The sequence below is a fragment of the Streptomyces sp. NPDC032721 genome (assembly GCF_055579625.1).
In genome coordinates, this window is record NZ_JBVIMX010000011.1 from 1 (window position 1) to 20,713 (window position 20,713).

A 20,713-nucleotide genomic window follows, 5' to 3' on the forward strand; every position below is an offset into this window, starting at 1 on the left:
CGCCCCCCGGCACCCCCAATCCGCCTGGGTCGTCTGCCTGTTGCGCGGGATGCTGGCCGCCGGGCTCGGGCTCGGGACGTTCGCCGTGGTGGTCATGGTGATGTGGATCAGCTCGCCGTACCCGGACGCGGGGGCCGGGGCCGCGCTGCACATCGCCGCCGGACTCTGGCTCCTCGCGCACGGCGCCGATCTCGTACGGACGGAAACCCTCAACGGCGCCGCCGCCCCCGTCGCGCTGACCCCGATGCTGTGCGCCGTACTGCCCCTGTGGCTCGCGCACCGCGCGGCCAGGGACGCGCTGGAGGAGGACGGGGAGGGTGGGGAGGACGGTGCGGAGGGTGCGCGGTCGGACGGCGTGCGGAGCGTGCCGTCCGGGTGGGCGGCATTCGGCGGGGTGACGGCCGGATACCTGGCCGTCGGGTTCGCCGCCGCGCTCTACGCCTCCGACGGCCCGCTGCCCGCCGTGCCCGCGACCGTCGCCGTGTGGCTGCCGCTCGTCGTGTGCTTCGCCGCCGCCGCAGGGGTGTGGAGTGCGTACGGCCGGCCGTACGGACCGCTGCCCGCCTGGGTTCCGCGTGAGGTGCGGCGGGCCCTGGTGCGGCCGTGGCTCGCGGCGGCGGGGCGGGCCGCCGTGGCCGCGACGACGGTGCTGGTGGGCGGTGGCGCGCTGGCCGTCGGGGCGTCGCTGGCGCTGCACATGGACCTGGCGCAGGAGTCGTTCCTGGATCTGGCGGGGGAGTGGTCGGGGCGTTTCTCCGTACTGCTTCTCGCGCTGGTGCTGGTGCCGAACGCCGCCGTCTGGGCGGCTTCGTACGGCATCGGGGCCGGGTTCGGGCTCGGCACGGGAGCCGTCATGACACCACTGGGGAGCACGGGCGTCGCCGCGCTCCCGCACTTCCCGCTGCTCGCGGCACTCCCCCAGGAGGGGCGGAGCACCCCGCTCAACTGGGCAGTGGTGGCGGTGCCGTTGGCCGCCGGGCTGACGGTCGCCTGGTTCACGGTACGGGTGGCCGCGCCCGCGTTCGCCGTACGGGAAGAGGCGTGGGGGCGGCGGCTGACGGCGGGCACCGCCGCCCTGGGAGCGGCGGGCTGCGGGGCGGCCATGGCGCTGCTCGCGGCGGCGTCGGGCGGGGCGCTGGGGGTGGAACGGCTGGCGGAGTTCGGGCCGGTGTGGTGGCAGACGGGGCTCGGGGCCGCGCTGTGGGCGGCGGGAGTGGGGGTGCCGGGGGCGCTGGTGTTGCGGGCGTGGCGGGTGAGGGAGCGGTCGCCCTGGTCGTTCGGGCTTGCGCGGCTCAGGAGTTGGGGGACGGGGAGCTGGTGGCGGGGGAGCCGTCGGAAGGGGAGCTGGGCCTTCTGGCGGCGAGGTGCCGAGGGTTCGACGGGTTCGGGCCCGGCTCCCGGTCCGGAGATCGTGGAGCCTCCGGGCCCGCCGCCGGCGTTCGCTCCGCTGGTGGGTGCGGCGGTCCCCGTGCCGTCCCAGGGTGAGGACGCGGAGCCCGGGTGGCACGAGAGCGGGGCGCGCGAGGTGCGGTGGGCCGCGTTGCGCGAGGCGTCGGGCGGCCTGATGGCGCAGTTGCCCGAAGAGCTGCCCGAAGAGTTGTCCGAGGAGGAAGCGCGGCCGGGGGTCGGGGCGGACCCGAACCCGAACCCGGCAGCCGAGCCAGCCCCGCAGCAGGACAAGCCGCCCGTCAGTGAAGCGAGCGGCAGCAGCGCCGGCGACTAGCGGCGACTAGTAGCGACTGGCAACGGGTGCCTGCCTCACCGCAGGCACCCGCACCCTTCTGCGCCGCTCCCTACTCCTTGACCCCGAAGACCGGGACCAACGACTTCGGCAGTTCGTCGTTGCAGGACAGCTGCGCGGACTTGGTCAGGGAGTCCGCGACGCACGTGTAGTAGTCCCGGTACACCATCTGCACCGTGAACGTGCCCGCCACGATCGCCAGCGCCAGTACCGCCGTCACCAGACCGCTCACCGCGGCCGTCGTCTGCGGACGGGTGGAGGCGGGCGGCCCGGCCGGTGCCGGGGCGGGGGCGACTGCCGTGGCCGCCGAAGTGGCGTCCGGCTTCGGCTTGTTGCGGAGCGAGCTGATGCCCCAGTACAGCGCCAGCGCACCCAGCAGCAGGGCGATCTCCCGCTGGGTGAACACCGCGAAGAAGAACGCCCACATGCCCGCCAGCAGCGCGTAACGCGCGCGCCGCTGGGCCGGGTCCGTCGGGTCCCAGCGCAGCCCGGTGCCCCCGGGGCCCGCGCCGTTCCCGCCATCGGGTCCGCCCTGGTCGCGACCGTTGCCGCCGTTGCCTCCCGTACTGCCGAAGGGACCGTCGCCGCGCCCCGGTTGACGGGTGCTCCAGCGGCTGCCGCCGGAAGCGGAGCGGTCGGAATCGGAGGAGCCCTCGGACCCTCCGTTGCCCCCGTTGCCCCCATTGCCTCCGTTGACCGGCTCGCGCGGTTGCCACGGCTGGTCCGGCCTGCCCTCGGGCGGCGGCGCGAACGGGTTGTCCTCCTCCGAAGAGCCCTTCGAGGACGGTGAAGAGGCGGACGCAGAGGACGGCCCCTCCCGGAGCGCCAGTGCCACCCCCCGGCGGTCGGCGGGAAGGCCACCGGCCGCCGACGGCAGCAGGGGTTCCGGCAGCGGCGGGAGCGGGCGGCGGAGAGCCGCGGTGCGGCGGCGTCGGTCCGTCATCTGGTGAACGTCTTCCCCTCAAGCCCTCCGGCGGCTCCCGGAGCGTTGTGCTCCGCAATGCGGAAGGCGTATGTCGGCTGGTCCCCGCTCCCACGGCCGCCCCTGCGCACGGGCAGGGCGGTGACGGGACGGAGTCCTGCCCTGACGCTACCTCCCGTGCGTGCACCCGTCCCGTGGGGGCGGCCCGGTGTGCCGGTATCGTTGCGAGCGGCCGTCGCCTTCGTAGGGTTCCCCGTATCGCGGGGCGCATTCGATTCGTACGACCACACAAACCGCACCACCCGCGAGAAAGAGACCCGCCGTGGCCTCCCCGCCCCCCTCCGCCGCCGCTGCCACGCCTGTGGCGGCGACCGAATACCTGCCGAAGACCCCCGCCCGCCTCGTGGTCCTGGTCTCCGGCTCCGGTACGAACCTCCAAGCGCTGCTGGACGCCATCGCCGCCGACCCGCAGGGCTACGGTGCCCGGGTCGTCGCCGTCGGGGCCGACCGCGACCACATCGTGGGCCTCGAACGGGCCGAGAAGGCCGGGCTGCCCACCTTCGTCGTCAAGGTGAAGGACCACGCCACCCGCGAGGAGTGGGACGCGGCCCTGGCCGCCGCCATCGCCGCGCACGAGCCGGATCTCGTCGTCTCGGCGGGCTTCATGAAGATCGTGGGCAAGGAGTTCCTCGCCCTCTTCGGCGGGCGGACGGTCAATACGCACCCCGCCCTGCTGCCCAGTTTTCCCGGCGCCCACGGTGTCCGCGACGCACTCGCGTACGGCGCGAAGGTCACCGGGTGCACCGTCCACTTCGTCGACGACGGCGTCGACACCGGCCCGATCATCGCCCAGGGCGTGGTCGAGGTGCGGAGTGAGGACGACGAAGCCGCTCTCCATGAGCGCATCAAGGAAGTCGAGCGCACGCTGCTCGTCGAGGTCGTGGGGCGTCTGGCCCGGCACGGCTACCGCATAGAGGGACGAAAGGTACGAATTCGTGAGCACGGTGCTTAAGCCCATCCGTCGCGCGCTGATCAGCGTCTACGACAAGACCGGTCTTGAGGAGCTCGCCCAGGGCCTTCACGCGGCGGGCGTCGAGCTGGTGTCGACCGGCTCCACCGCAGCGAAGATCGCCGCCGCCGGGGTGCCCGTCACCAAGGTCGAGGAGCTCACCGGGTTCCCCGAGTGCCTGGACGGCCGGGTCAAGACCCTGCACCCGCGCGTGCACGCCGGCATCCTCGCCGACCTGCGCCTGGAGGACCACCAGCGGCAGCTCGCCGAGCTGGAGATCAAGCCCTTCGACCTGGTCGTGGTGAACCTCTACCCGTTCACGCAGACCGTCGCCTCGGGCGCGAGCCCCGACGAGTGCGTCGAGCAGATCGACATCGGCGGCCCCTCGATGGTCCGCGCCGCCGCCAAGAACCACCCGTCGGTCGCGGTCGTCACCAGCCCCGAGCGGTACACGGACGTCCTCGCGGCCGTCGCCGAGGGCGGCTTCGACCTCACCGCCCGCAAGCGCCTGGCGGGCGAGGCCTTCCAGCACACGGCCGCTTACGACGTGGCGGTCGCGGCCTGGTTCGCCGACGACTACGCCGCGGCCGACGACTCCGGCTTCCCCGACTTCATCGGCCGGACGTACACCCGCAAGAACGTCCTGCGGTACGGCGAGAACCCGCACCAGGGCGCCGCGCTCTACGTCAACGGCGAGGGCGGTCTCGCCGAGGCCGAGCAGCTGCACGGCAAGGAGATGTCGTACAACAACTTCACCGACACCGACGCCGCCCGCCGCGCCGCCTACGACCACACCGAGCCCTGCGTCGCGATCATCAAGCACGCCAACCCGTGCGGCATCGCGATCGGTGACGACGTCGCCGAGGCCCACCGCAAGGCGCACGCCTGCGACCCGCTCTCCGCGTTCGGCGGCGTCATCGCCGTCAACCGCCCGGTCAGCGTCGCCATGGCCGAGCAGGTCGCGGAGATCTTCACCGAGGTCATCGTCGCCCCGGCGTACGAGGACGGGGCCGTCGAGGTCCTGGCCCGCAAGAAGAACATCCGCGTGCTGCGCTGCGACGGCGCCCCCTCGGACACCGTCGAGGTCAAGACGATCGACGGCGGCGCCCTCCTCCAGGTCACCGACCGCCTCCAGGCCGACGGCGACGACCCGGCCAACTGGACGCTGGCCACCGGCGACGCCCTGTCCGCCGAGGAACTCCAGGAGCTCTCCTTCGCCTGGAAGGCCTCCCGCGCGGTCAAGTCCAACGCGATCCTGCTCGCCAAGGACGGCGCCAGCGTCGGCGTCGGCATGGGCCAGGTCAACCGCGTCGACTCCGCCAAGCTGGCCGTCGAGCGGGCGGGCGAGGAGCGGGCGCGCGGTGCGTACGCCGCCTCGGACGCGTTCTTCCCGTTCCCCGACGGCCTGGAGATCCTGCTGAACGCCGGCATCAAGGCCGTGGTCCAGCCGGGCGGTTCGGTCCGCGACGAGCTGGTGGTCGAGGCCGCGAAGAAGGCGGGCGTGACCATGTACTTCACGGGCACGCGCCACTTCTTCCACTAGTACGCACAGGCAGTACGCACACGTAGTACGCACACGTACGTGACGGAAGCCGTGCCCTCCCCCGAGGAGCACGGCTTCCGTCACGTACGGCCGGTCGGCTGCGGTCGGTCAGCAGCGCGGCAGCCCCGGGATCGGCTCCCAGTTGCCGCCCTTGCTGAACGCGGTGGCGCTCACCCAGACGTTCTTGTTGCCCTTGTCGTCGTCGGTCTTCGCCCACCAGTCGTTCTTGTTGCCGTGCTCGTCCTGGTGGGGCTGGCCCTTGACCTGGCAGTAGAAGTAGTTGCTGCCCGCCCAGAGCACGCCCTTCCTGGCGGAGTTGGTGGTCGGGGACGCGTAGCTGTACGCGTTCCGCCAGGTGTTGAAGTAGTACTTCCCCTGGATCTGCGCCTGGGACGAGGCTGCCGGAGCGGACGTGGCGGCGGTGTCGGCCTGGGCGACACCGGGCGCCAGCAGTGCGGCGGCCCCCGCGACCGTGGCACCGAGGACGGCGATCATCGAACGGGTCGTGCGCATCTTTTCCCCCTGTGAGGTGATGAGTTGCGTGGTGCTGTGGTGCGCTGCCGCCTCATCGGCGGCACGACAACACCATCGGCCCGCAGCCCCGCCCCCGGTACCTCGGATGTCTCAGGGTGCCCGCACGCCGGGCGGCGCGTACTCCTTGAGGTAGTGGGAGATCCTGTCCGCGTGGGGCCGGAGCTTCGCCGGAGCGCCGCCCCACTCGTTGACCCGGGAGGCGGAGGAACGATGGGCGAGGGCGCCGGCCACCTGGGTGGGGACGTTCAGACCGGGCCACAGCTCCGGGGTGATCGCGCACAGGTACCGGCCGAGCGCCGGAATGGACTGCTCCGGCGGGAAGGGCGGTTTCGGGTTGCCGGTCGCGGGCCGTTCGTCGCTCTTGAGCCAGTACCGCACCACCCGGGGCGTCCAACGGGCGATCCCGTACTCGTCGTTGGCCGGATCGGCGAGATCAGGGTCGAAGTCGCTCTCCACCTTCAGGATCGCCGCGATCTGCGCGGGCGTGACGTCCTTCTCGCCGCACTGGTGCGCCGAGTCGACGATCAGCCGCCGGTACGCCACCGGGATGCCCTTGTCGGTACGGAGTTCGGCCGCGCCGTACGCCGACTCCGGCGGCGGGGTCTCCCGCAGCGCCCAGAACCCCAGCCCGCCTCCCACCAGCGCCACCGCGACCCCGGCCGCCCACAGGGCCCGCACGGCCCGCCGGGAGCGGGGGCGCAGCCTGGGCAGGCCGGGGGAGGGGGCGGAGCCGGTGATCTCCTCGATGCGTCGCAGCAGTGCGGCGGCGGTGTGCGCGGAGCGCGCCTCGTGCGTCGGCGCGAGGCAGTCGGTGACGATCTGCCGCCACTCCGGCGGCAGTCCGGGGTCCAGACGCAGCTCCGACTGCCCGCGTGCGTAGCTGAGCAGTGCTTCCGAGCGGGCGGCAGGGCCCGCGCCCCCGCCGCTGCTGCCGCCCGGCAGCGGCGCTCTTCCCGTCAGTACCCGGTGGGCCAGTACCCCGAAGGCCCAGATGTCCGTCGTCGGCCGCACCTGCCGCCCGCCGCTGTCGCTGATCTCCGCCCAGAGCAGCTCCGGCGGCGTGTAGTCGGGGGTGGCGAAGGCGGGCGCGTAGGCGTGGGTGCCGTCCATCTCGGCGGCCAGGTTGAAGTCGCCGAGCCGGACCGTGCCGTCGGCCATCAGCAGGACGTTGCCCGGCTTGAGGTCGCCGTGCACCCAGCCCGCGTGGTGCAGCTGGTGCAGCCCCTCGCAGACCTGGGCGAGCAGCGCGGGCCCCGCCGCGGGCACCGCCTCCCTGGCGAGGAGTATGTCGAGCGAGCCCTCCGCACGTTCCAGTACGAGGACGGTGGCGCCGTCCAGTTCGGGGCGGTCCGGGTCGTCGACGGTCAGGGCCTCGTACATCCGGATCAGCCGGGGACGGGACAGCTTGCGGTGCATGGCCAGCTCGCGCTGGGCGAGCTCGCGCAGGTGTCCCAGCTGGCGCGGGGTGCGGGTGCCGGTCGGCAGGAACTTCAGCGCGGCCTCGGCGGGCAGGCCCGGGGCGGCCCCCGACACCTTGGCCGCGGCGTACACACTGCCGAAGGCCCCGGCGGCGAGCGGCTCGCGCACCTGCCAGGAGCCGATGCGGTAGCCGGACGGGACGGTGACGGCGAAGCGGCCCTCGTCGGTGGTCATCCGTTCGCCGGCTCCCGCTCCAGCAGGGCGAGTTCGGATTCCCGTACGAGGTCGAAGCGGAGGGCGAGCGAGACCAGGGACTCCTTCTTGCCGTTGAGGCGCGGTCCGGCGTCCGCGGTGTCCGGGGGCTGCTTGAGGCGCAGCTTGACCGCGAGGTAGTCGATGTTCCACTGCACGGAGGTACGGGAGGCGGCGGGCCAGCCGGGCGCGAGCCGCTCCGCCACCTGGTCGACCGTGGGCAGCGGGGCGTGCGGCTCGCCGCGCAGCCGGGGCTCGCACAGCGCGACCAGTACGGCGAAGTACCGCTTCGTACGGTCGAGGGCGAACGCCGGGGCGGTGAGCGCCCCCTCGGGGGAGCCGCCGCCCTCCACGTAGTCGTGCCGGGGGGCCCACACCTCGAAGCCGAGCAGCTCCCCGGCGGCCGGCAGCACCACCCGGGAGAACTCGAACGGCACGGGTGCGTCGAGCCTGCCCGGGGCGATCTTGATGTGCTCGCCCGCGCCCTCCGGGTTCTCGACCACGTACGTCTGCCGGGAACTGAGGTTGCTCAGCGTCCAGAAGGCGCCGCTGGCCCGGATCTCACCGGCGGAGCGGGAGATCCCGTCGTGCGCGAGGGTCAGGTGGGGCGTGCTGGTGCCGTCGTCGCGAGGCGGCGGCGTACGGCCGAAACGCAGGGCCTCGCCGGGCGCGAGCCGGAACTGATCGTCGGGGCCCGTGCAGTGCGCGGGCACGACGATGATGCTGTACATGCTGGAGTCCTCCCCGTCCGGCCGGGACCGGAACCCGAGCCAGGGTAGGGAGCGGAACGCTCCGGCATAAGACGGAAGGCCGCCAATTCCTCACAACGAGCGAGGAATTGGCGGCCTTCACAGGGCCTCACCGGAAGGTTTACTTCCGGAAGTGGTCCCTTACTTCTTGATGACGATCGTGCTGCCCGCACGGTCGTGCCAGCCCTGGAGCTTGCCCGAGTTGTCGAAGAACGGGGACAGGTAGACCAGGAGCGTGCCAAGACCGCAGAAGAGCGAACCGACCATCGGGATGATCCAGCGGATGAAGCCGGCACCCAGACCGGGGGCCTGACCGGTGGACTCCTTGACGACCTTCACACCGAGGACCATCTTGCCGAGCGTGGCGCCCCAGATGGAGACCATCAGCCACTCGTAGAGCAGCGCGATCAGGGCGAAGACGGCGATGGCGCCGAAGAACGCGGCGATGATGCCGACGCTGGCCTCGGTGGCGTCGTTGACGCACTGGGTGTAGGCGGCGGTGCCGTACTCCTTGCCGGAGCAGTCGTCGATGCTCTCCGAGGCGCCGACCAGACCGGCCAGGCCGATCGCCGAGAAGATCGCGTACAGGATGCCGTACGCCACGGCGTCGAGCGCGCGGGCGCCCAGACGCCGTCCCATCGTGGCCAGTTCGACGGTTCCCAGACCGGGCACGTTGATGTAGCCGTTGTTGGCCTGGAGGGTGCCGCCCGGGCCGCCCATCGGCTGGCCCGGCTGCGGGTAGCCGTAGCCCTGCTGCGGCGGGACGCCCTGGGGGGCCTGCTGCGGGTAGCCGTACGCGGGCTGGCCCTGCGGGGGCTGCTGCGGGTAGCCGTAACCGGGCTGGCCCTGCGGCGGCTGCTGCGGCTGGCCCTGGGGCTGGCCGTACGGGTTGTTGGGGTCGCCGAAGCTCACGAGCGATTCCTCCGTTGGTGGTGCTTGGGGACGTTGCGGGACAAGCGGAGGAAGTTACGTGGATCGAGCGGTGTGCCCCCCTGCGCTGCCGCGGACCTGCGGGCCACATCGTTGTATTACGGTCAGTCTTTTGTCCAGCCGGAAACCACAGGTGTTGTGCAAGTGCAACGTTTGATTCCAGCCGGTGACAAAGTGAACGGCGGGAATTGGAACCCTGACCCGCTCTCCGCGAAGATGGGGGCATGACTGCCCAGATTCTCGACGGCAAGGCCACCGCAGCCGCGATCAAGTCCGAACTCAACGGCCGCGTCGCGGCCCTGAAGAGCAAGGGGATCACTCCCGGGCTCGGCACGCTGCTGGTCGGCGACGACCCGGGCAGCAAGTGGTACGTGGCGGGCAAGCACCGCGACTGTGCCCAGGTCGGTATCGCCTCCCTCCAGCGCGAACTGCCCGAAACCGCCACCCAGGAGGAGATCGAGGCCGTCGTCCGGGAGCTCAACGAGAACCCGGAGTGCACCGGCTACATCGTCCAACTCCCGCTCCCCAAGGGCATCGACACCAACCGCGTCCTGGAGCTGATGGACCCGGCCAAGGACGCCGACGGCCTGCACCCGATGAGCCTGGGCCGCCTGGTCATCGGCGAGCCGGGCCCGCTGCCCTGCACCCCGTACGGCATCGTCCAGCTGCTCCGGCACCACGGGGTCGAGATCGCGGGCGCCCACGTCGTCGTGGTCGGCCGAGGCATCACCATCGGCCGGCCGATGCCCCTCGTCCTGACCCGCAAGTCCGAGAACGCCACGGTCACCCAGTGCCACACCGGCACCCGTGACCTCTCCTCGCACCTGCGCCAGGCCGACATCATCGTGGCCGCCGCCGGTGTGCCGCACCTGATCAAGCCCGAGGACGTCAAGCCGGGCGCGGCCGTCCTGGACGTCGGCGTCAGCCGCGACGAGAACGGCAAGATCGTCGGCGATGTCCACCCGGGCGTCGCCGAGATCGCGGGCTGGGTCGCCCCCAACCCGGGTGGTGTCGGCCCGATGACCCGTGCCCAGCTGCTGGTCAACGTCGTTGAGGCGGCGGAGCGCGCCGCCGGTACCACCGACGCGGGCTGACGGGAAAGGGACCGACGTCCATGAACGGCAAGGCGGACGACCGCAGCGAGGACCGCGCCGAGGACCGCGCCGAGGCGGGTTCCGCGGGAGCGAAGGGGGCCACGGCAGAGGCGAAGGTGAAGGCTGAGCCGGAGACGGAACCGGAGACGGAACCGGAGACTGCTCCGGAGTCGGAGCCCGAGTCCCAGCCCCAGTCCGATGCCGAGCCGGAGCCCGTCGCCAAGGGTGCCGTCAGTGCGCCCGGTCCCGACGGGCCCGTCAAGACCACCCGGCGCTTCCCGCTGCTCACCCGGGACACCGCCCGTCCCGAGGGCGGTGGCCGGGCCGCCCCCGGGGACGCTCCGGCGCCCGCCCGGCAGTGGCCGCTGATCACCGTTCTCGGGGCGACCGGGATCGGGCTGCTGCTCGTCGCGGTCGACGCGTTCGAGATCGGCTTCCGCCTCGGCACCCTCCTGATCGGGCTCGCACTGCTCACCGGTGCCGTCTTCCGGTGGGTGCTGCCGTCGGTCGGGATGCTGGCGGTCCGCTCCCGCTTCACCGACATCGTGACGTACGGAGTACTCGGTCTCGCCATCACGCTGCTGGCGCTGATGACGCAGCCCAAGCCGTGGCTGACGCTCCCGTTCCTGGAGGAAGCGGTCCGCTTCACGGTGCGCTGAGACGCGGTCGTACGGCAGAACAGGACGGTGGCCCGGTCCCTCCCCCCGCGGAGAGGACCGGGCCACCGTCTTCTTCGTACGCGCCCCGCGCCAGCCGGTTACCGGCAGGAAGGGCTGTTGCGGATGTTGATCGCGTACGGCATCCAGCCGGGGTTGACGCGGTAGCTGCGCCCGGGCCGCGCGCACTCCCAGTGCTTGCGGCTGCCGTTGTAGCGCTGGAGGTAGATGCGGGCGCCGTCGTCGCGGCGGGTGTTGATGACGATGTTGGCCGAACGGCCGCGCGGGCCGAGCCACTGGAAGCCGCGGTCCTTGTACGCGGCCTTGAACGTGTTGCCCCGGTAGAAGCAGACGCGCGGCCAGGCGCAGTAGCGCTGGGCGTTGACGTCCGCTGCGGCGACGGCGGACGACGCGAGCGCCGACGCCTCCGCGGAGACGGACTTGGCCGCCTTGGTCTGGGCGGCGGGCGCGGCCGCCGCGCCGGGGGCCGCCCCGACGGCGAACAGTCCGCCGACCGACAGGGCCGCTGTCGCGAGTGCGACGGCACGCTTCTGGGATCGCATGAGTGGTTCCTCCCCGTTGGCTGTGCTGAGCCGTGCTGTGCTGAGCTGTGCTGGGCACCACACTGCGGGGCCACTTCCGGTCGCCGCCACAGTGCCGGGGCCGGCCGGGTGAGCGTGGGACGTCCCACGTCGCCACCTGCGGGGACGCCCCGTCCCAGGACGTCGTGCTGGGACGGCGGGGACGTACGGAGTGCTCGGAGAATGTCCGGAACCCGCCCCGGCGGCGCGAAACCGGGAACCCTCCCGACGGTCCTCCGCATCATCAGTGAGGACTGCCGGGGCGGGCACTCGCGGTGCGCGCCCCGGCTCGGGGGAGCAGCACGAGCGCGTACGGGGTGGTCATGTCGCGTTGGAAGGCAGTGCCGGCGGAGCTGGGGGAGCGGGACCGTCAACTGGTCGTCCAGCTGAGGAGGTTGAAGGACCACATCGGGCTGAGTCTGGCCGCCCTGGAGGCCCGGACGACCAGCAGCCGTTCGTCCTGGGAGCGATACCTCAACGGCCGCACGCCACCGCCGAGAGAAGCGGTCGAGCAACTGGCCCGGCTCTGCGGCGGCGACCCGACCCGGCTGCTCGTCCTGTACGACGTCGCCGCACGCGAACGAGGAGAGCAGCGGGCACCCGCGCAGCCCCCGGCGGAAGCGGAGGACGAGGGACCCGGCGCGCCCGGGGCCGCACCCGTCCGCACCCTCCGGCTCGGTCCGCCCCTGTGCGCCGTCGCGGCCCTCGCCCTGCTGGTCGCCTTCGCCGCCGGGTACGCCCTCGCCGTGGAGCTGCGCGGCGACGGGGGCGCGGCGCCGCAGGACTCGGCCTCGTACCCCTACACGTACGAGGAAGGTCGCACGTACTCCTGCCGGATCGGGCGCAAGGACGGTGACCTCTACGCGGGGCACAGCCTCAGCCGGGACGCGCTGCTGACGACGAACAGCAGCGGCCGGGACGTCGTCGAGGCGCAGTGCCTGCTGCGCTACCACCACCTCGACCCGGGCACGGTCGACGGGCTGTACGGGGCGCGGGTGACGAGCGCGGTCGAGGTCTTCCAGCGGGAGCACCGGCTGGTCGTGGACGGGGTGATCGGGGAGCACACCTGGCGGGAGCTGCGCCGATGAGCGGGGGCGCGGGTGCGAAAGGCGCCGAAGGTGCCGAAGGTGCGCGGAAAGTGGTCGGGATGGTCGGTGACTGTGCCCATCTCGCACAGGAGTTGCGGGAGTTGAAGGCCCGTACGGGGCTCAGTCTGGCCGCGCTGGCCGAACGGACCCCGTACAGCAAGTCGTCCTGGGAGCGCTATCTCAACGGCAAGAAGCCGGTCCCCAAGCAGGCCGTCGAGGCGCTGTGCGCGGTGGCGGGGGAGCCGTGCGCGCGGCTGCTCGCGCTGTGGGAGCTGGCGGATGCGGCGTGGAGCGGGCGGGCGGCCGGCCCGGCCGCGGCAACCCCTCCCGCTCCCGCTCCCGCTCCCGCTCCCGCTCCCGGTGCCGGTGCCGGTGCCGGTGTCGTACGGCGGCGGAGGTGGAGGCCGTACGGGCTGCTCGGCGCGGGGGCGGTGCTCGGTGCGACGGCCGCACTGCTGGGTGTCGGAGCCGTCAGGGGCGGAAACCCGCAGGTCATCGAGAGCCCGGCGCCCACCGGATCGGCCACCGGGGCGGCCGGTGTCGAGGCGGGCTGCCTCGGGGTGCAGTGCGAGGGACGCACCCCGATGGGCATGGGGTGCGGTCAGCAGGGCGCCGCGACCTCGCTGGTGGACCGGTACGCCAGTGAGGGGCAGCGGCTGGAGATCAGGTACAGCGAGATCTGCCGGTCGATGTGGGTACGGGCCTCACACCTCAAGGTCGGCGACAAGGTCGCGCTCTACCCGGCACTCAAGGACGAGAGCGCTACGAAGGGGAGCACGCGGGACGGTACGCGCGGCAGCACCCCCGCAGAGTCGGGCGAAGGGGACGAAAGCGGAGGAAAGGTGATGCGCGCGGAGGCCGTTGATGTGGGGGATGCCACAGGCTGGGTGGTCACGGCGATGACCGCGCCGCGCGATCCGTCCGGTGCGCGGGTCTGTTTGGAGCCTGCGACCGGGGGGACCCCGGAGTGCTTCGACAAGTGATCCAAACGTGATCGACAAGTGCAACTGGGCGGAACCATTCTGAGGTTGAGTGGCGTCTTGGAGTCCGACGTTCCGTTGTGGATCATCGTAAAGATCTTGATTCGGGTGAAGGTGTCGGAAGGTTGGACTTGTAGGGACATAGCGGGAGGCCGGAGAGGAAGGTCAGGGCTCCGGCAAACCGCACACAGCAACGATGGGACACTGGTACAGGCGATCGGGACGGGAGGCGCGCAATGGGGTGCGCCGGTGTTCCGATTTGCTCCCGTGCGCTCCCACCCCAGGAACTGACATCCTGGCTTCGCGCATCCCTCTGGGTACGCCAGGTTTCCCCAGGTTCGAAGGGACATGGGCAGGGGGCAGGGAAAGAGCGCGGGGCACATCAGGAACGTACGGGGGGACAAGGGGGAAGCAATGCCTCGTTGGAAAGCGCTGCCGGAGGGACTCGACCCGCAGGTCAGGGAGTTCGCGAACCAGCTGCGCAGGCTCGTGGACCGGAGCGGCCTCAGCGTCGCGGCCGTCGCGGACCGCACCGGATACAGCAAGACGTCCTGGGATCGCTATCTCAACGGACGGCTGCTCGCGCCCAAGGGCGCGGTCGTCGCGCTGTCCGAGGTGACCGGGAGCAATCCCGTTCACCTCACCACCATGTGGGAGCTCGCGGAGCGCGCCTGGAGCCGCTCCGAGATGCGCCACGACATGACGATGGAGGCCATCCGGATCTCCCAGGCGCGCGCCGCGCTGGGCGAGTTCGGCCAGCCCGAAACGAAGAACGGGCGCGCCCGCAAGCAGAGCAGCGCGGCGCCGCCGTCGCGTCCGGGTGCGAGCGGTCCTTCGCGTACCTCCGGGAACGCGCCGAGGGCTGCCCGGCCTTCCGGTCAGACCCGGCCGTCGGGCCAGACCCGGCCGGCGCGGCCGGACAACGACGCGCTGGACATGACCACCAACCTGTCCACCGGGCTGCCCAAGCAGCGCTCCGGACAGGGGCAGTCGGCCACGTCGTCCGGCCCTTCGGCGGCACGTGGTGCGGGCGCGGGTGTGGGTGCGCGGAGCACCGGCCGTCCCGAGCACGAGCGGGACTACGCCAGTGACTTCGAGCGCGGCTTCAACCAGGGGCAGAGCTACAACAGCCCCTCGGCGTCCTCCTCGGCCTCGTCGTCGGGCGGCGGCTACAACCGCCCCTCGGCACCCGAGTCGCCGCGTCCTTCGCACCAGCCGCCGCCGGACTCGGCGCCGGACCGCCAGCGTCAGCGGCGCAAGCTGACCATGTTCCTGGCGGGCGTCGTCGGTGCGCTGCTGGTGATCGTGGCCGCCGTACTGCTGACGGGCGGCGACGACAAGGAGAAGGACCCGCAGGCGGGCAAGACGCCGACGTCCTCGCAGAAGACCCCCGCGCCCAAGCTCCCCGCAGGGGTCAAGTGCAGCGGCGACGCCTGCGAGGGCAAGGACCCCGAGGCGATGGGCTGCGGCGGCGAGTACGCCATCACGTCCGCGCGCGGCACGGTCGGGTCCGCGAAGATCGAGGTCCGCTACAGCAAGACCTGCGGTGCGGCCTGGGCCCGGATCACCGGCGGCGCGTCCGGCGACAAGGTCACCGTCTCCTCGGACTCCTCGGCGGCCGGCCGCAAGGGCGTGGTCGGTGCCGACACCGACGCCTACACGCCCATGGTCGTCGCGGCGACGGCCGACGAGGCGAAGGCCTGCGCGACGCTGGCGTCGGGCAAGAAGGGCTGCACGGTGGCGGAGTAGAACTTCTTCCGCAGTACGGGGAATGCCCCGCGCCCTTCGGGGCAGGGGCATTGCATCCCCCCACGGGCGGTTCACCAGCCCGACACGGCCGTTCGCGCACTCCCCCCTTGCGCGGACGGCCGTCGGCGTTCCCCGGGAGTGCCCAAGGGCCCCGTAAGCCCCCGGAAGGCATCGGTGTGCGGCGTCCCACACGGGGTCGGGAGACCGCGCCCCCCAGGGTCCGATAGCCTGGCGGGCGGATATCTCTCCACATCGAGATATCCCGCACTCAGGGGCAGGAACCCCCGCCACTTCGCTTGTCTTACGGAGATCGCCATGACCCGCACTCCCGTGAATGTCACCGTCACCGGCGCGGCCGGACAGATCGGCTACGCGCTGCTCTTCCGCATCGCCTCCGGTCACCTGCTCGGCCAGGACGTGCCGGTCAAGCTGCGTCTCCTGGAGATCCCGCAGGGCCTGAAGGCCGCTGAGGGCACCGCCATGGAGCTCGACGACTGCGCCTTCCCGCTGCTCCAGGGCATCGAGATCACCGACGACCCGAACGTCGGCTTCGACGGCGCCAACGTCGCCCTCCTCGTCGGCGCCCGCCCCCGCACCAAGGGCATGGAGCGCGGCGACCTGCTTTCGGCCAACGGCGGCATCTTCAAGCCGCAGGGCAAGGCCATCAACGACAACGCCGCGGACGACATCAAGGTCCTCGTCGTCGGCAACCCGGCCAACACCAACGCGCTCATCGCGCAGGCCGCCGCCCCGGACGTACCGGCCGAGCGCTTCACCGCGATGACGCGCCTCGACCACAACCGTGCGCTCTCGCAGCTCTCGAAGAAGACCGGCACCCCGGTCTCCGAGCTCCGCAAGCTCACCATCTGGGGCAACCACTCGGCCACCCAGTACCCGGACATCTTCCACGCCGAGGTCGCCGGCAAGAACGCCGCCGAGGTCGTCAACGACGAGGCATGGCTGGCCGACACCTTCATCCCGACCGTCGCCAAGCGCGGCGCCGCGATCATCGAGGCCCGTGGCGCGTCCTCGGCCGCCTCGGCCGCCAACGCCGCCATCGACCACGTCCACACCTGGGTCAACGGCACCGCCGCCGGCGACTGGACCTCGATGGGCATCCCGTCGGACGGCTCGTACGGCGTCCCGGAGGGCCTCATCTCCTCCTTCCCCGTCACCTGCAAGGACGGCAAGTACGAGATCGTCCAGGGCCTGGAGATCAACGACTTCTCCCGCACGCGCATCGACGCGTCGGTCCAGGAACTCAAGGAAGAGCGCGACGCGGTGCGCGAGCTCGGCCTGATCTAGTTCCAGCAGTACGGCTTCGGCCCCCGCGCCCCTCATCGGGTGCGGGGGCCGTTGTCGTGCGGTGGGCTTACCCTCCGTGGGCCGTCGACCTACGATGTTGCCCCGCTCGTACGGGAGTTCCTATGGAGGGGGCTCGGTGCCGGTGCGCGACGAAGAGGGCGACGGGAACGAGGGCAAGGCGCGGCGCAGGGGCCGGGTGACTCCGGTCGGCGCGCTGATGGTGCTGGGCGGTCTGGTGCTCGGGGTGGGGACCGGGTGGCTGGTCAACGGGGGTGCCCCGTCTTCCCCGAACCTGTCCCTGTCCCCGCCCCCGTCCTCACCGAGTGCCCTTGTCGGTACGCCGTCCCCGAAGCCCGCGCCCACGGCCACCGCCGCCCCACCCGTCCCCACCCCCACCGTCCTGGCCGACTTCGCCGTGGTGCGGGATCCCTCCGGGGTCACGCTCGCCGTCCCCACCGGCTGGCGGCGCACGGAGGCGGCATCGGTGTACTACCGCTCGCCGGACGCCCCGTACACCAGGTTCCTCCAGTTCTGGCCGCTCACCGAGCGGGACATCAGCGCGACCATGGCCCTGCGCGTCACGGTCGACACCCACCGCTACCTGCCGGGGTTCGAGCTCGAAGCCCTGCACCCCACGACCCGGGGTGCCGCCGAGCTCCGCTACTCGTACGACAGCAGCCGTGCCGGACGGCGGCTGACCTTCCTCCAGCGGGTGTTCACCGCCGGGGACGGGCGGAGTTACGCCTTCGCGGTCGTCGGGCCCGCCGACGACTGGCCCTGGCAACGGACCACCCTCCGGGCCGCGCTGGCCCCCTTCGCGGTGTCCTGAGCACTCCCGAGCACTCCCGATCACCCCTGAGCAGCCATCAGCTATTGCGCACCTGCTCTCGAATGTAGTACTTCTTATACATGAGCGAGCAGGTGCACAACAGAATGGCTGTCGTGAGGGCCGAGCGGAAAGTGTCGCGGCAGGCTCTCGCCGAGGCGGTCGGCGTTCACTACCAGACGATCGGCTACATCGAGCGCGGGCAGTACAACCCGAGCCTCGATCTGGCCCTGAAGGTCGCCGCCTTCTTCGAGCTGCCGGTGGAGGCGCTGTTCTCCCTGGAGCCGTTCGGTTCGCTCACGCAAGAGGTCTACGGGAGGAAAGCTCAGTAATGGACGCCACGGCCACGCGCTACGACCGGCGCATGCACGCACTGATGAACGACCCCAGGGGCAAGGCCCTGCACGCCACCGCCGGCCGCCGCAGGGCCGCCGTCGCGGCGCACGTCGCGCTGACCGTCGCCTCGGTCTGGCTGGCGGTGCTGACGTTCGCCCACGACCAGAACTGGGCGGCCTTCGCGCTCCTCGGCGTGGGCCTCGTCTGGTGCTTCGCCACCGGTGTGCTCAACGGCGCCACCCACGGGATGTTCGAGCTCCGCGCCCGGGCCCTGGACGAGCGGCAGCTGATGGAGCGCGACCGGGCGCGGGGGGCCGCGCACAAGATGACGGGCGCGCTGGTGTTCGGGGCGGCGGCCGGGCTGTGGCTGGCGGCGGTGTTCACGGACGGGCAGCTCAGCCGGGCCTATGTCGCGCCGCTGCTGGCCGGAGTCTTCGTACTGCACTGGATGATGCCGCTGTGGATGGCCGGGCTGATGGTGCAGGACGAGCCCGACGACGACCCGGAGGCGTGACGGCGACGCCCCGCCCCCTGCCCCTGGCGCCTTCGTACGCCTGAACGCCCCCGGCCACTCGTCCGGGGGCGTTCCGCACGTTTTGGGCTTACCGGGTGGTGGAGGCGGTCCTATGCTGTGAGCCCGTAAATCTCCCCGATGTACCAAATTGCTTGATACGTACGGGAGTTCGCGTTCGGCGAGATTCGGCAAGATTCCGCAAGATATCGAGGCCTCCCGATGAGCCAGGCCGCAGGCCCCCCACCGGTACCCCCCTCCATCCCCGGGCAGCAGCCGGGGCAGCCCGCGTCGCCGCCGGGGGAGCGGACCCCGGTCGACCCCTCCCTCAGCGAGGCGACCCGCCTCCTGTGCACCGGGGCGTACGTCCACCACGCCTTCCGCGCGAAGGTGATCGACGAGCTGTACGTCCACGAGGAGCGCTTCGCCGCCCCCTCGTACGGCATCGACGCGGTCCGCGTACTGGCGCACGCGCTGCGGGCCCGGCGGATCGAACTCGCCTGGGCGGTGGCGATGCTGGCGCTCTGGGTGCTCGCGACCAAGCTCACCGGTGGCACGTTCCTGCTGCTGCTCGTCCCGTGCGCGCTGCTGGCGCTGGCCCCGTACGTACGGGGGACGGGCAAGGAGGCGATCGCACCGCGCAAGGCCGGTGCCCTGGTGATCCGCTGGTACGGGCGGGTGCTGCTGACCTTCATGCTGCTGACGTACCTGGCACAGGGCCTCGGCGGCGCGGGGCGGGGCGACCCCGACGGCTACTACGACCTCGACGACTACTACGGCCCCTACGATCCGTCCGGTGAGCCCGCCCCCCGGCCGGAGCCGGACTGGCTCGACGACCTGGCCGGGTGGTTCCACGACCTGCTGGTCGCGATCCTGCCGGGGAAGATCGGCGGCGTGCTGGCCGTCGAACCCGGCCTGGCCTGGCTGACGTTGGGGGCCTTCGTGCTCACGACGGCGGCCGTGGGCGTGCAGCGTGCGCAGTTCGTACGGATCATGACCAAGGATCTGTCGGTACGCACCTTCGGTGATCTGCGCAACGACCCGGCGGAGGAGTTCACCGGCAGCCGCTTCGAGCGGCTGAGCAAGCGGATCGCCGTCGAGCAGCAGTCGCCGCTGATCATGTACGGGGCGGCGGAGCCGTTCCGGGGGGCCGGACTGCCGTTCCAGACGTGGGAGTTGGCGGTCGAGCTGAAGCCGCGCGAGGACGCGCCGCAGGCTCCCGTACCGATCGACAACCGGACCATCCTGGACCGGATCCGCCCGCTGGTGGAGGAGCTGCGCACGCCGTCCCCGCACGATTCGCGGGAGCGGTCGGACGCGGTGCGCGACCGGCTGCGCGAACTCGTCGTCGACGAGTGCGTGTTCCTGCCGGTCGCGGGCCTCGGGGCGCGCGCCCACGCCCCGTACGGCGAGGACCACTTCCGGCGCCACCTCGCGGGCGCGGTCGAGGAGGGTGGCGAGACCCGCCGCCACTTCCTGCGGATCCGGGTCGGCGGCTGGAGCGAGGAGGTCGTGGTCACGGTCTTCGTACGGGTGCACACGCAGGGCGGGATGCTGATGCTGGAGATCGCCCCGCACGTGCTGCTGCCGGTGCTGCCGGCCTTCGCGGAGGCGGGAAAGGAGGCGCACCGGTTCCGCCGCAACAACTGGTTCGGCCGGGCGGCCTGGGCGCTCGCGCACACTCCCGCGGTGCCGGTGCGGTCGGTGATCGCACTGGTCGGCGGTCTGACCGGCAGCTGGCAGGTGATCGCGGGCGGACACGGCAGGGCGCTGCCGGAGGGCCCGGAGGAGTCGGTGCGCGAGCTCGGCCAGGACGCCTCGGTGTCGCTCTTCCAGGGCATGGACGCGACCCGCTATCTGAAGAGCATCCAGGACCGGGTGGCGGGCGGGGTCAAGGCGGCGCTGTACGAGGCCGGCTGGCAGACCGGCGAGTTCGAGCAGAAGGTCATCAACATCGGCAACGGCGGCGTGCTGATCGGCTCGGTGACCAACAGCGCGGTGGGCGTCGGCAAGGGCGCCAGCGCGGCCACCACCAACGCGGGCGCGATGCCCGGCAGTCCACGTACGGGAACGAAGGGCCCCAGGGGCCCGTCTCAGGGAGGGAACCCCGGCCATGCCAGATCATGAGAATCCGTCCGTCCAGATCGGGAACGTCGACCGCAGCGCGGTGTCGATCGGCGCCCACAGCCACGCGGAGACCCGCAACGAGGAAGTGGTCGCGCAGCCGGTGGACGAGGCGCAGGCCAGGCTCCTCGCCGAGGTGCGGAACCTGAGGGCGGACCTCGCGCGCCTGCACCGTACGGAACCGGTCGAGATCCTCGACGCCGAACTGGTCGACACCGAGGCGGAGATCACCGCCACGGGAGCGGCGGGCCCGCCCCGCCTGGCCCGGCTGCGCGCCGCACTGACCACCGCCGAGGGGTTCACGGCGATGCTCGCATCGGCGGCAGCCGTGGGCCAGGCGGTCGGCCTGCTGGCGGGGGGCTGA

General features: G+C 72.0%; 20 protein-coding genes. 14 read left to right on the forward strand and 6 right to left on the reverse strand.

What is annotated here, in order from left to right:
- The first annotated feature begins 49 nt into the window (after nucleotides 1–49).
- Nucleotides 50–1,723, forward strand: coding sequence for a cell division protein PerM (locus ACZ5PB_RS23035; protein WP_468693873.1), 1,674 nt, complete (start codon nucleotides 50–52; stop codon nucleotides 1,721–1,723).
- A 70-nt stretch (nucleotides 1,724–1,793) separates the two neighbouring features.
- Here ACZ5PB_RS23035 and ACZ5PB_RS23040 read toward each other — a convergent pair whose 3' ends face one another.
- Nucleotides 1,794–2,684: a hypothetical protein gene (locus tag ACZ5PB_RS23040; protein WP_468693606.1), complete on the reverse strand. Its 891-nt coding sequence runs from the start codon at nucleotides 2,682–2,684 to the stop codon at nucleotides 1,794–1,796.
- Between the two features lie 340 nt (nucleotides 2,685–3,024).
- Between ACZ5PB_RS23040 and purN the strand changes: the two genes are divergently transcribed.
- Both purN and purH read left to right on the forward strand, forming a co-directional pair.
- On the forward strand, nucleotides 3,025–3,675 hold the full coding sequence (gene purN, locus ACZ5PB_RS23045) for a phosphoribosylglycinamide formyltransferase (RefSeq protein WP_468693874.1): 651 nt from the start codon (nucleotides 3,025–3,027) through the stop codon (nucleotides 3,673–3,675).
- Nucleotides 3,659–5,215, forward strand: a complete 1,557-nt coding sequence (gene purH / locus ACZ5PB_RS23050) for a bifunctional phosphoribosylaminoimidazolecarboxamide formyltransferase/IMP cyclohydrolase (RefSeq protein ID WP_468693607.1) — start codon at nucleotides 3,659–3,661, stop codon at nucleotides 5,213–5,215. Before purN ends, purH begins: the two co-directional genes overlap by 17 nt.
- Nucleotides 5,216–5,323: 108 nt before the next feature.
- Here the strand turns inward: purH and ACZ5PB_RS23055 are convergent, their stop codons facing one another.
- The 4 genes from ACZ5PB_RS23055 to ACZ5PB_RS23070 all read right to left on the reverse strand — a co-directional run bounded on the left by ACZ5PB_RS23055 (nucleotide 5,324) and on the right by ACZ5PB_RS23070 (nucleotide 9,081).
- Nucleotides 5,324–5,728, reverse strand: coding sequence for a hypothetical protein (locus ACZ5PB_RS23055; protein WP_468693608.1), 405 nt, complete (start codon nucleotides 5,726–5,728; stop codon nucleotides 5,324–5,326).
- A 111-nt stretch (nucleotides 5,729–5,839) separates the two neighbouring features.
- The gene (locus tag ACZ5PB_RS23060) at nucleotides 5,840–7,402 is read right to left on the reverse strand and encodes a serine/threonine protein kinase (protein ID WP_468693609.1); all 1,563 of its coding nucleotides are present in this window, start codon (nucleotides 7,400–7,402) and stop codon (nucleotides 5,840–5,842) included.
- Nucleotides 7,399–8,151 carry an FHA domain-containing protein gene (locus ACZ5PB_RS23065; RefSeq protein ID WP_468693610.1) on the reverse strand — a complete coding sequence of 251 codons (753 nt, stop codon included), beginning with the start codon at nucleotides 8,149–8,151 and terminating at the stop codon, nucleotides 7,399–7,401. Before ACZ5PB_RS23065 ends, ACZ5PB_RS23060 begins: the two co-directional genes overlap by 4 nt.
- A 159-nt stretch (nucleotides 8,152–8,310) precedes the next feature.
- The gene (locus ACZ5PB_RS23070; protein WP_468693611.1) at nucleotides 8,311–9,081 is read right to left on the reverse strand and encodes an RDD family protein; all 771 of its coding nucleotides are present in this window, start codon (nucleotides 9,079–9,081) and stop codon (nucleotides 8,311–8,313) included.
- Between the two features lie 242 nt (nucleotides 9,082–9,323).
- Between ACZ5PB_RS23070 and ACZ5PB_RS23075 the strand changes: the two genes are divergently transcribed.
- Both ACZ5PB_RS23075 and ACZ5PB_RS23080 read left to right on the forward strand, forming a co-directional pair.
- A complete protein-coding gene (locus ACZ5PB_RS23075) occupies nucleotides 9,324–10,193 on the forward strand; it encodes a bifunctional methylenetetrahydrofolate dehydrogenase/methenyltetrahydrofolate cyclohydrolase (RefSeq protein WP_468693612.1) in 870 nt (289 codons plus the stop codon).
- 20 nt (nucleotides 10,194–10,213) lie between these two features.
- Nucleotides 10,214–10,852: a DUF3017 domain-containing protein gene (locus ACZ5PB_RS23080; RefSeq protein ID WP_468693613.1), complete on the forward strand. Its 639-nt coding sequence runs from the start codon at nucleotides 10,214–10,216 to the stop codon at nucleotides 10,850–10,852.
- Nucleotides 10,853–10,950: 98 nt separating this feature from the next.
- Here the strand turns inward: ACZ5PB_RS23080 and ACZ5PB_RS23085 are convergent, their stop codons facing one another.
- On the reverse strand, nucleotides 10,951–11,412 hold the full coding sequence (locus tag ACZ5PB_RS23085) for a hypothetical protein (RefSeq protein WP_468693614.1): 462 nt from the start codon (nucleotides 11,410–11,412) through the stop codon (nucleotides 10,951–10,953).
- A 341-nt stretch (nucleotides 11,413–11,753) separates the two neighbouring features.
- On the opposite strand from ACZ5PB_RS23085, the gene ACZ5PB_RS23090 reads away from it, so the two are divergent.
- From ACZ5PB_RS23090 to ACZ5PB_RS23130, 9 genes are all read left to right on the forward strand, one after another.
- A complete protein-coding gene (locus ACZ5PB_RS23090) occupies nucleotides 11,754–12,518 on the forward strand; it encodes a helix-turn-helix domain-containing protein (protein WP_468693615.1) in 765 nt (254 codons plus the stop codon).
- A 59-nt stretch (nucleotides 12,519–12,577) separates the two neighbouring features.
- Nucleotides 12,578–13,501 carry a helix-turn-helix domain-containing protein gene (locus ACZ5PB_RS23095; protein ID WP_468693875.1) on the forward strand — a complete coding sequence of 308 codons (924 nt, stop codon included), beginning with the start codon at nucleotides 12,578–12,580 and terminating at the stop codon, nucleotides 13,499–13,501.
- 411 nt (nucleotides 13,502–13,912) lie between these two features.
- Nucleotides 13,913–15,247 (forward strand): helix-turn-helix domain-containing protein, encoded by a 1,335-nt coding sequence (locus tag ACZ5PB_RS23100; protein ID WP_468693616.1) that lies wholly within the window; start codon nucleotides 13,913–13,915, stop codon nucleotides 15,245–15,247.
- A 315-nt stretch (nucleotides 15,248–15,562) separates the two neighbouring features.
- Nucleotides 15,563–16,552 (forward strand): malate dehydrogenase, encoded by a 990-nt coding sequence (locus ACZ5PB_RS23105; protein WP_468693617.1) that lies wholly within the window; start codon nucleotides 15,563–15,565, stop codon nucleotides 16,550–16,552.
- A 142-nt stretch (nucleotides 16,553–16,694) separates the two neighbouring features.
- Nucleotides 16,695–17,381: a hypothetical protein gene (locus tag ACZ5PB_RS23110; RefSeq protein WP_468693618.1), complete on the forward strand. Its 687-nt coding sequence runs from the start codon at nucleotides 16,695–16,697 to the stop codon at nucleotides 17,379–17,381.
- Nucleotides 17,382–17,461: 80 nt separating this feature from the next.
- The gene (locus tag ACZ5PB_RS23115; protein WP_468693619.1) at nucleotides 17,462–17,710 is read left to right on the forward strand and encodes a helix-turn-helix transcriptional regulator; all 249 of its coding nucleotides are present in this window, start codon (nucleotides 17,462–17,464) and stop codon (nucleotides 17,708–17,710) included.
- A complete protein-coding gene (locus ACZ5PB_RS23120; RefSeq protein ID WP_468693620.1) occupies nucleotides 17,710–18,228 on the forward strand; it encodes a hypothetical protein in 519 nt (172 codons plus the stop codon). The genes ACZ5PB_RS23115 and ACZ5PB_RS23120 overlap by 1 nt, the downstream gene beginning before the upstream one ends.
- A 219-nt stretch (nucleotides 18,229–18,447) precedes the next feature.
- Nucleotides 18,448–20,352, forward strand: coding sequence for a hypothetical protein (locus ACZ5PB_RS23125; protein WP_468693621.1), 1,905 nt, complete (start codon nucleotides 18,448–18,450; stop codon nucleotides 20,350–20,352).
- Nucleotides 20,339–20,713 carry a hypothetical protein gene (locus ACZ5PB_RS23130; protein WP_468693622.1) on the forward strand — a complete coding sequence of 125 codons (375 nt, stop codon included), beginning with the start codon at nucleotides 20,339–20,341 and terminating at the stop codon, nucleotides 20,711–20,713. The genes ACZ5PB_RS23125 and ACZ5PB_RS23130 overlap by 14 nt, the downstream gene beginning before the upstream one ends.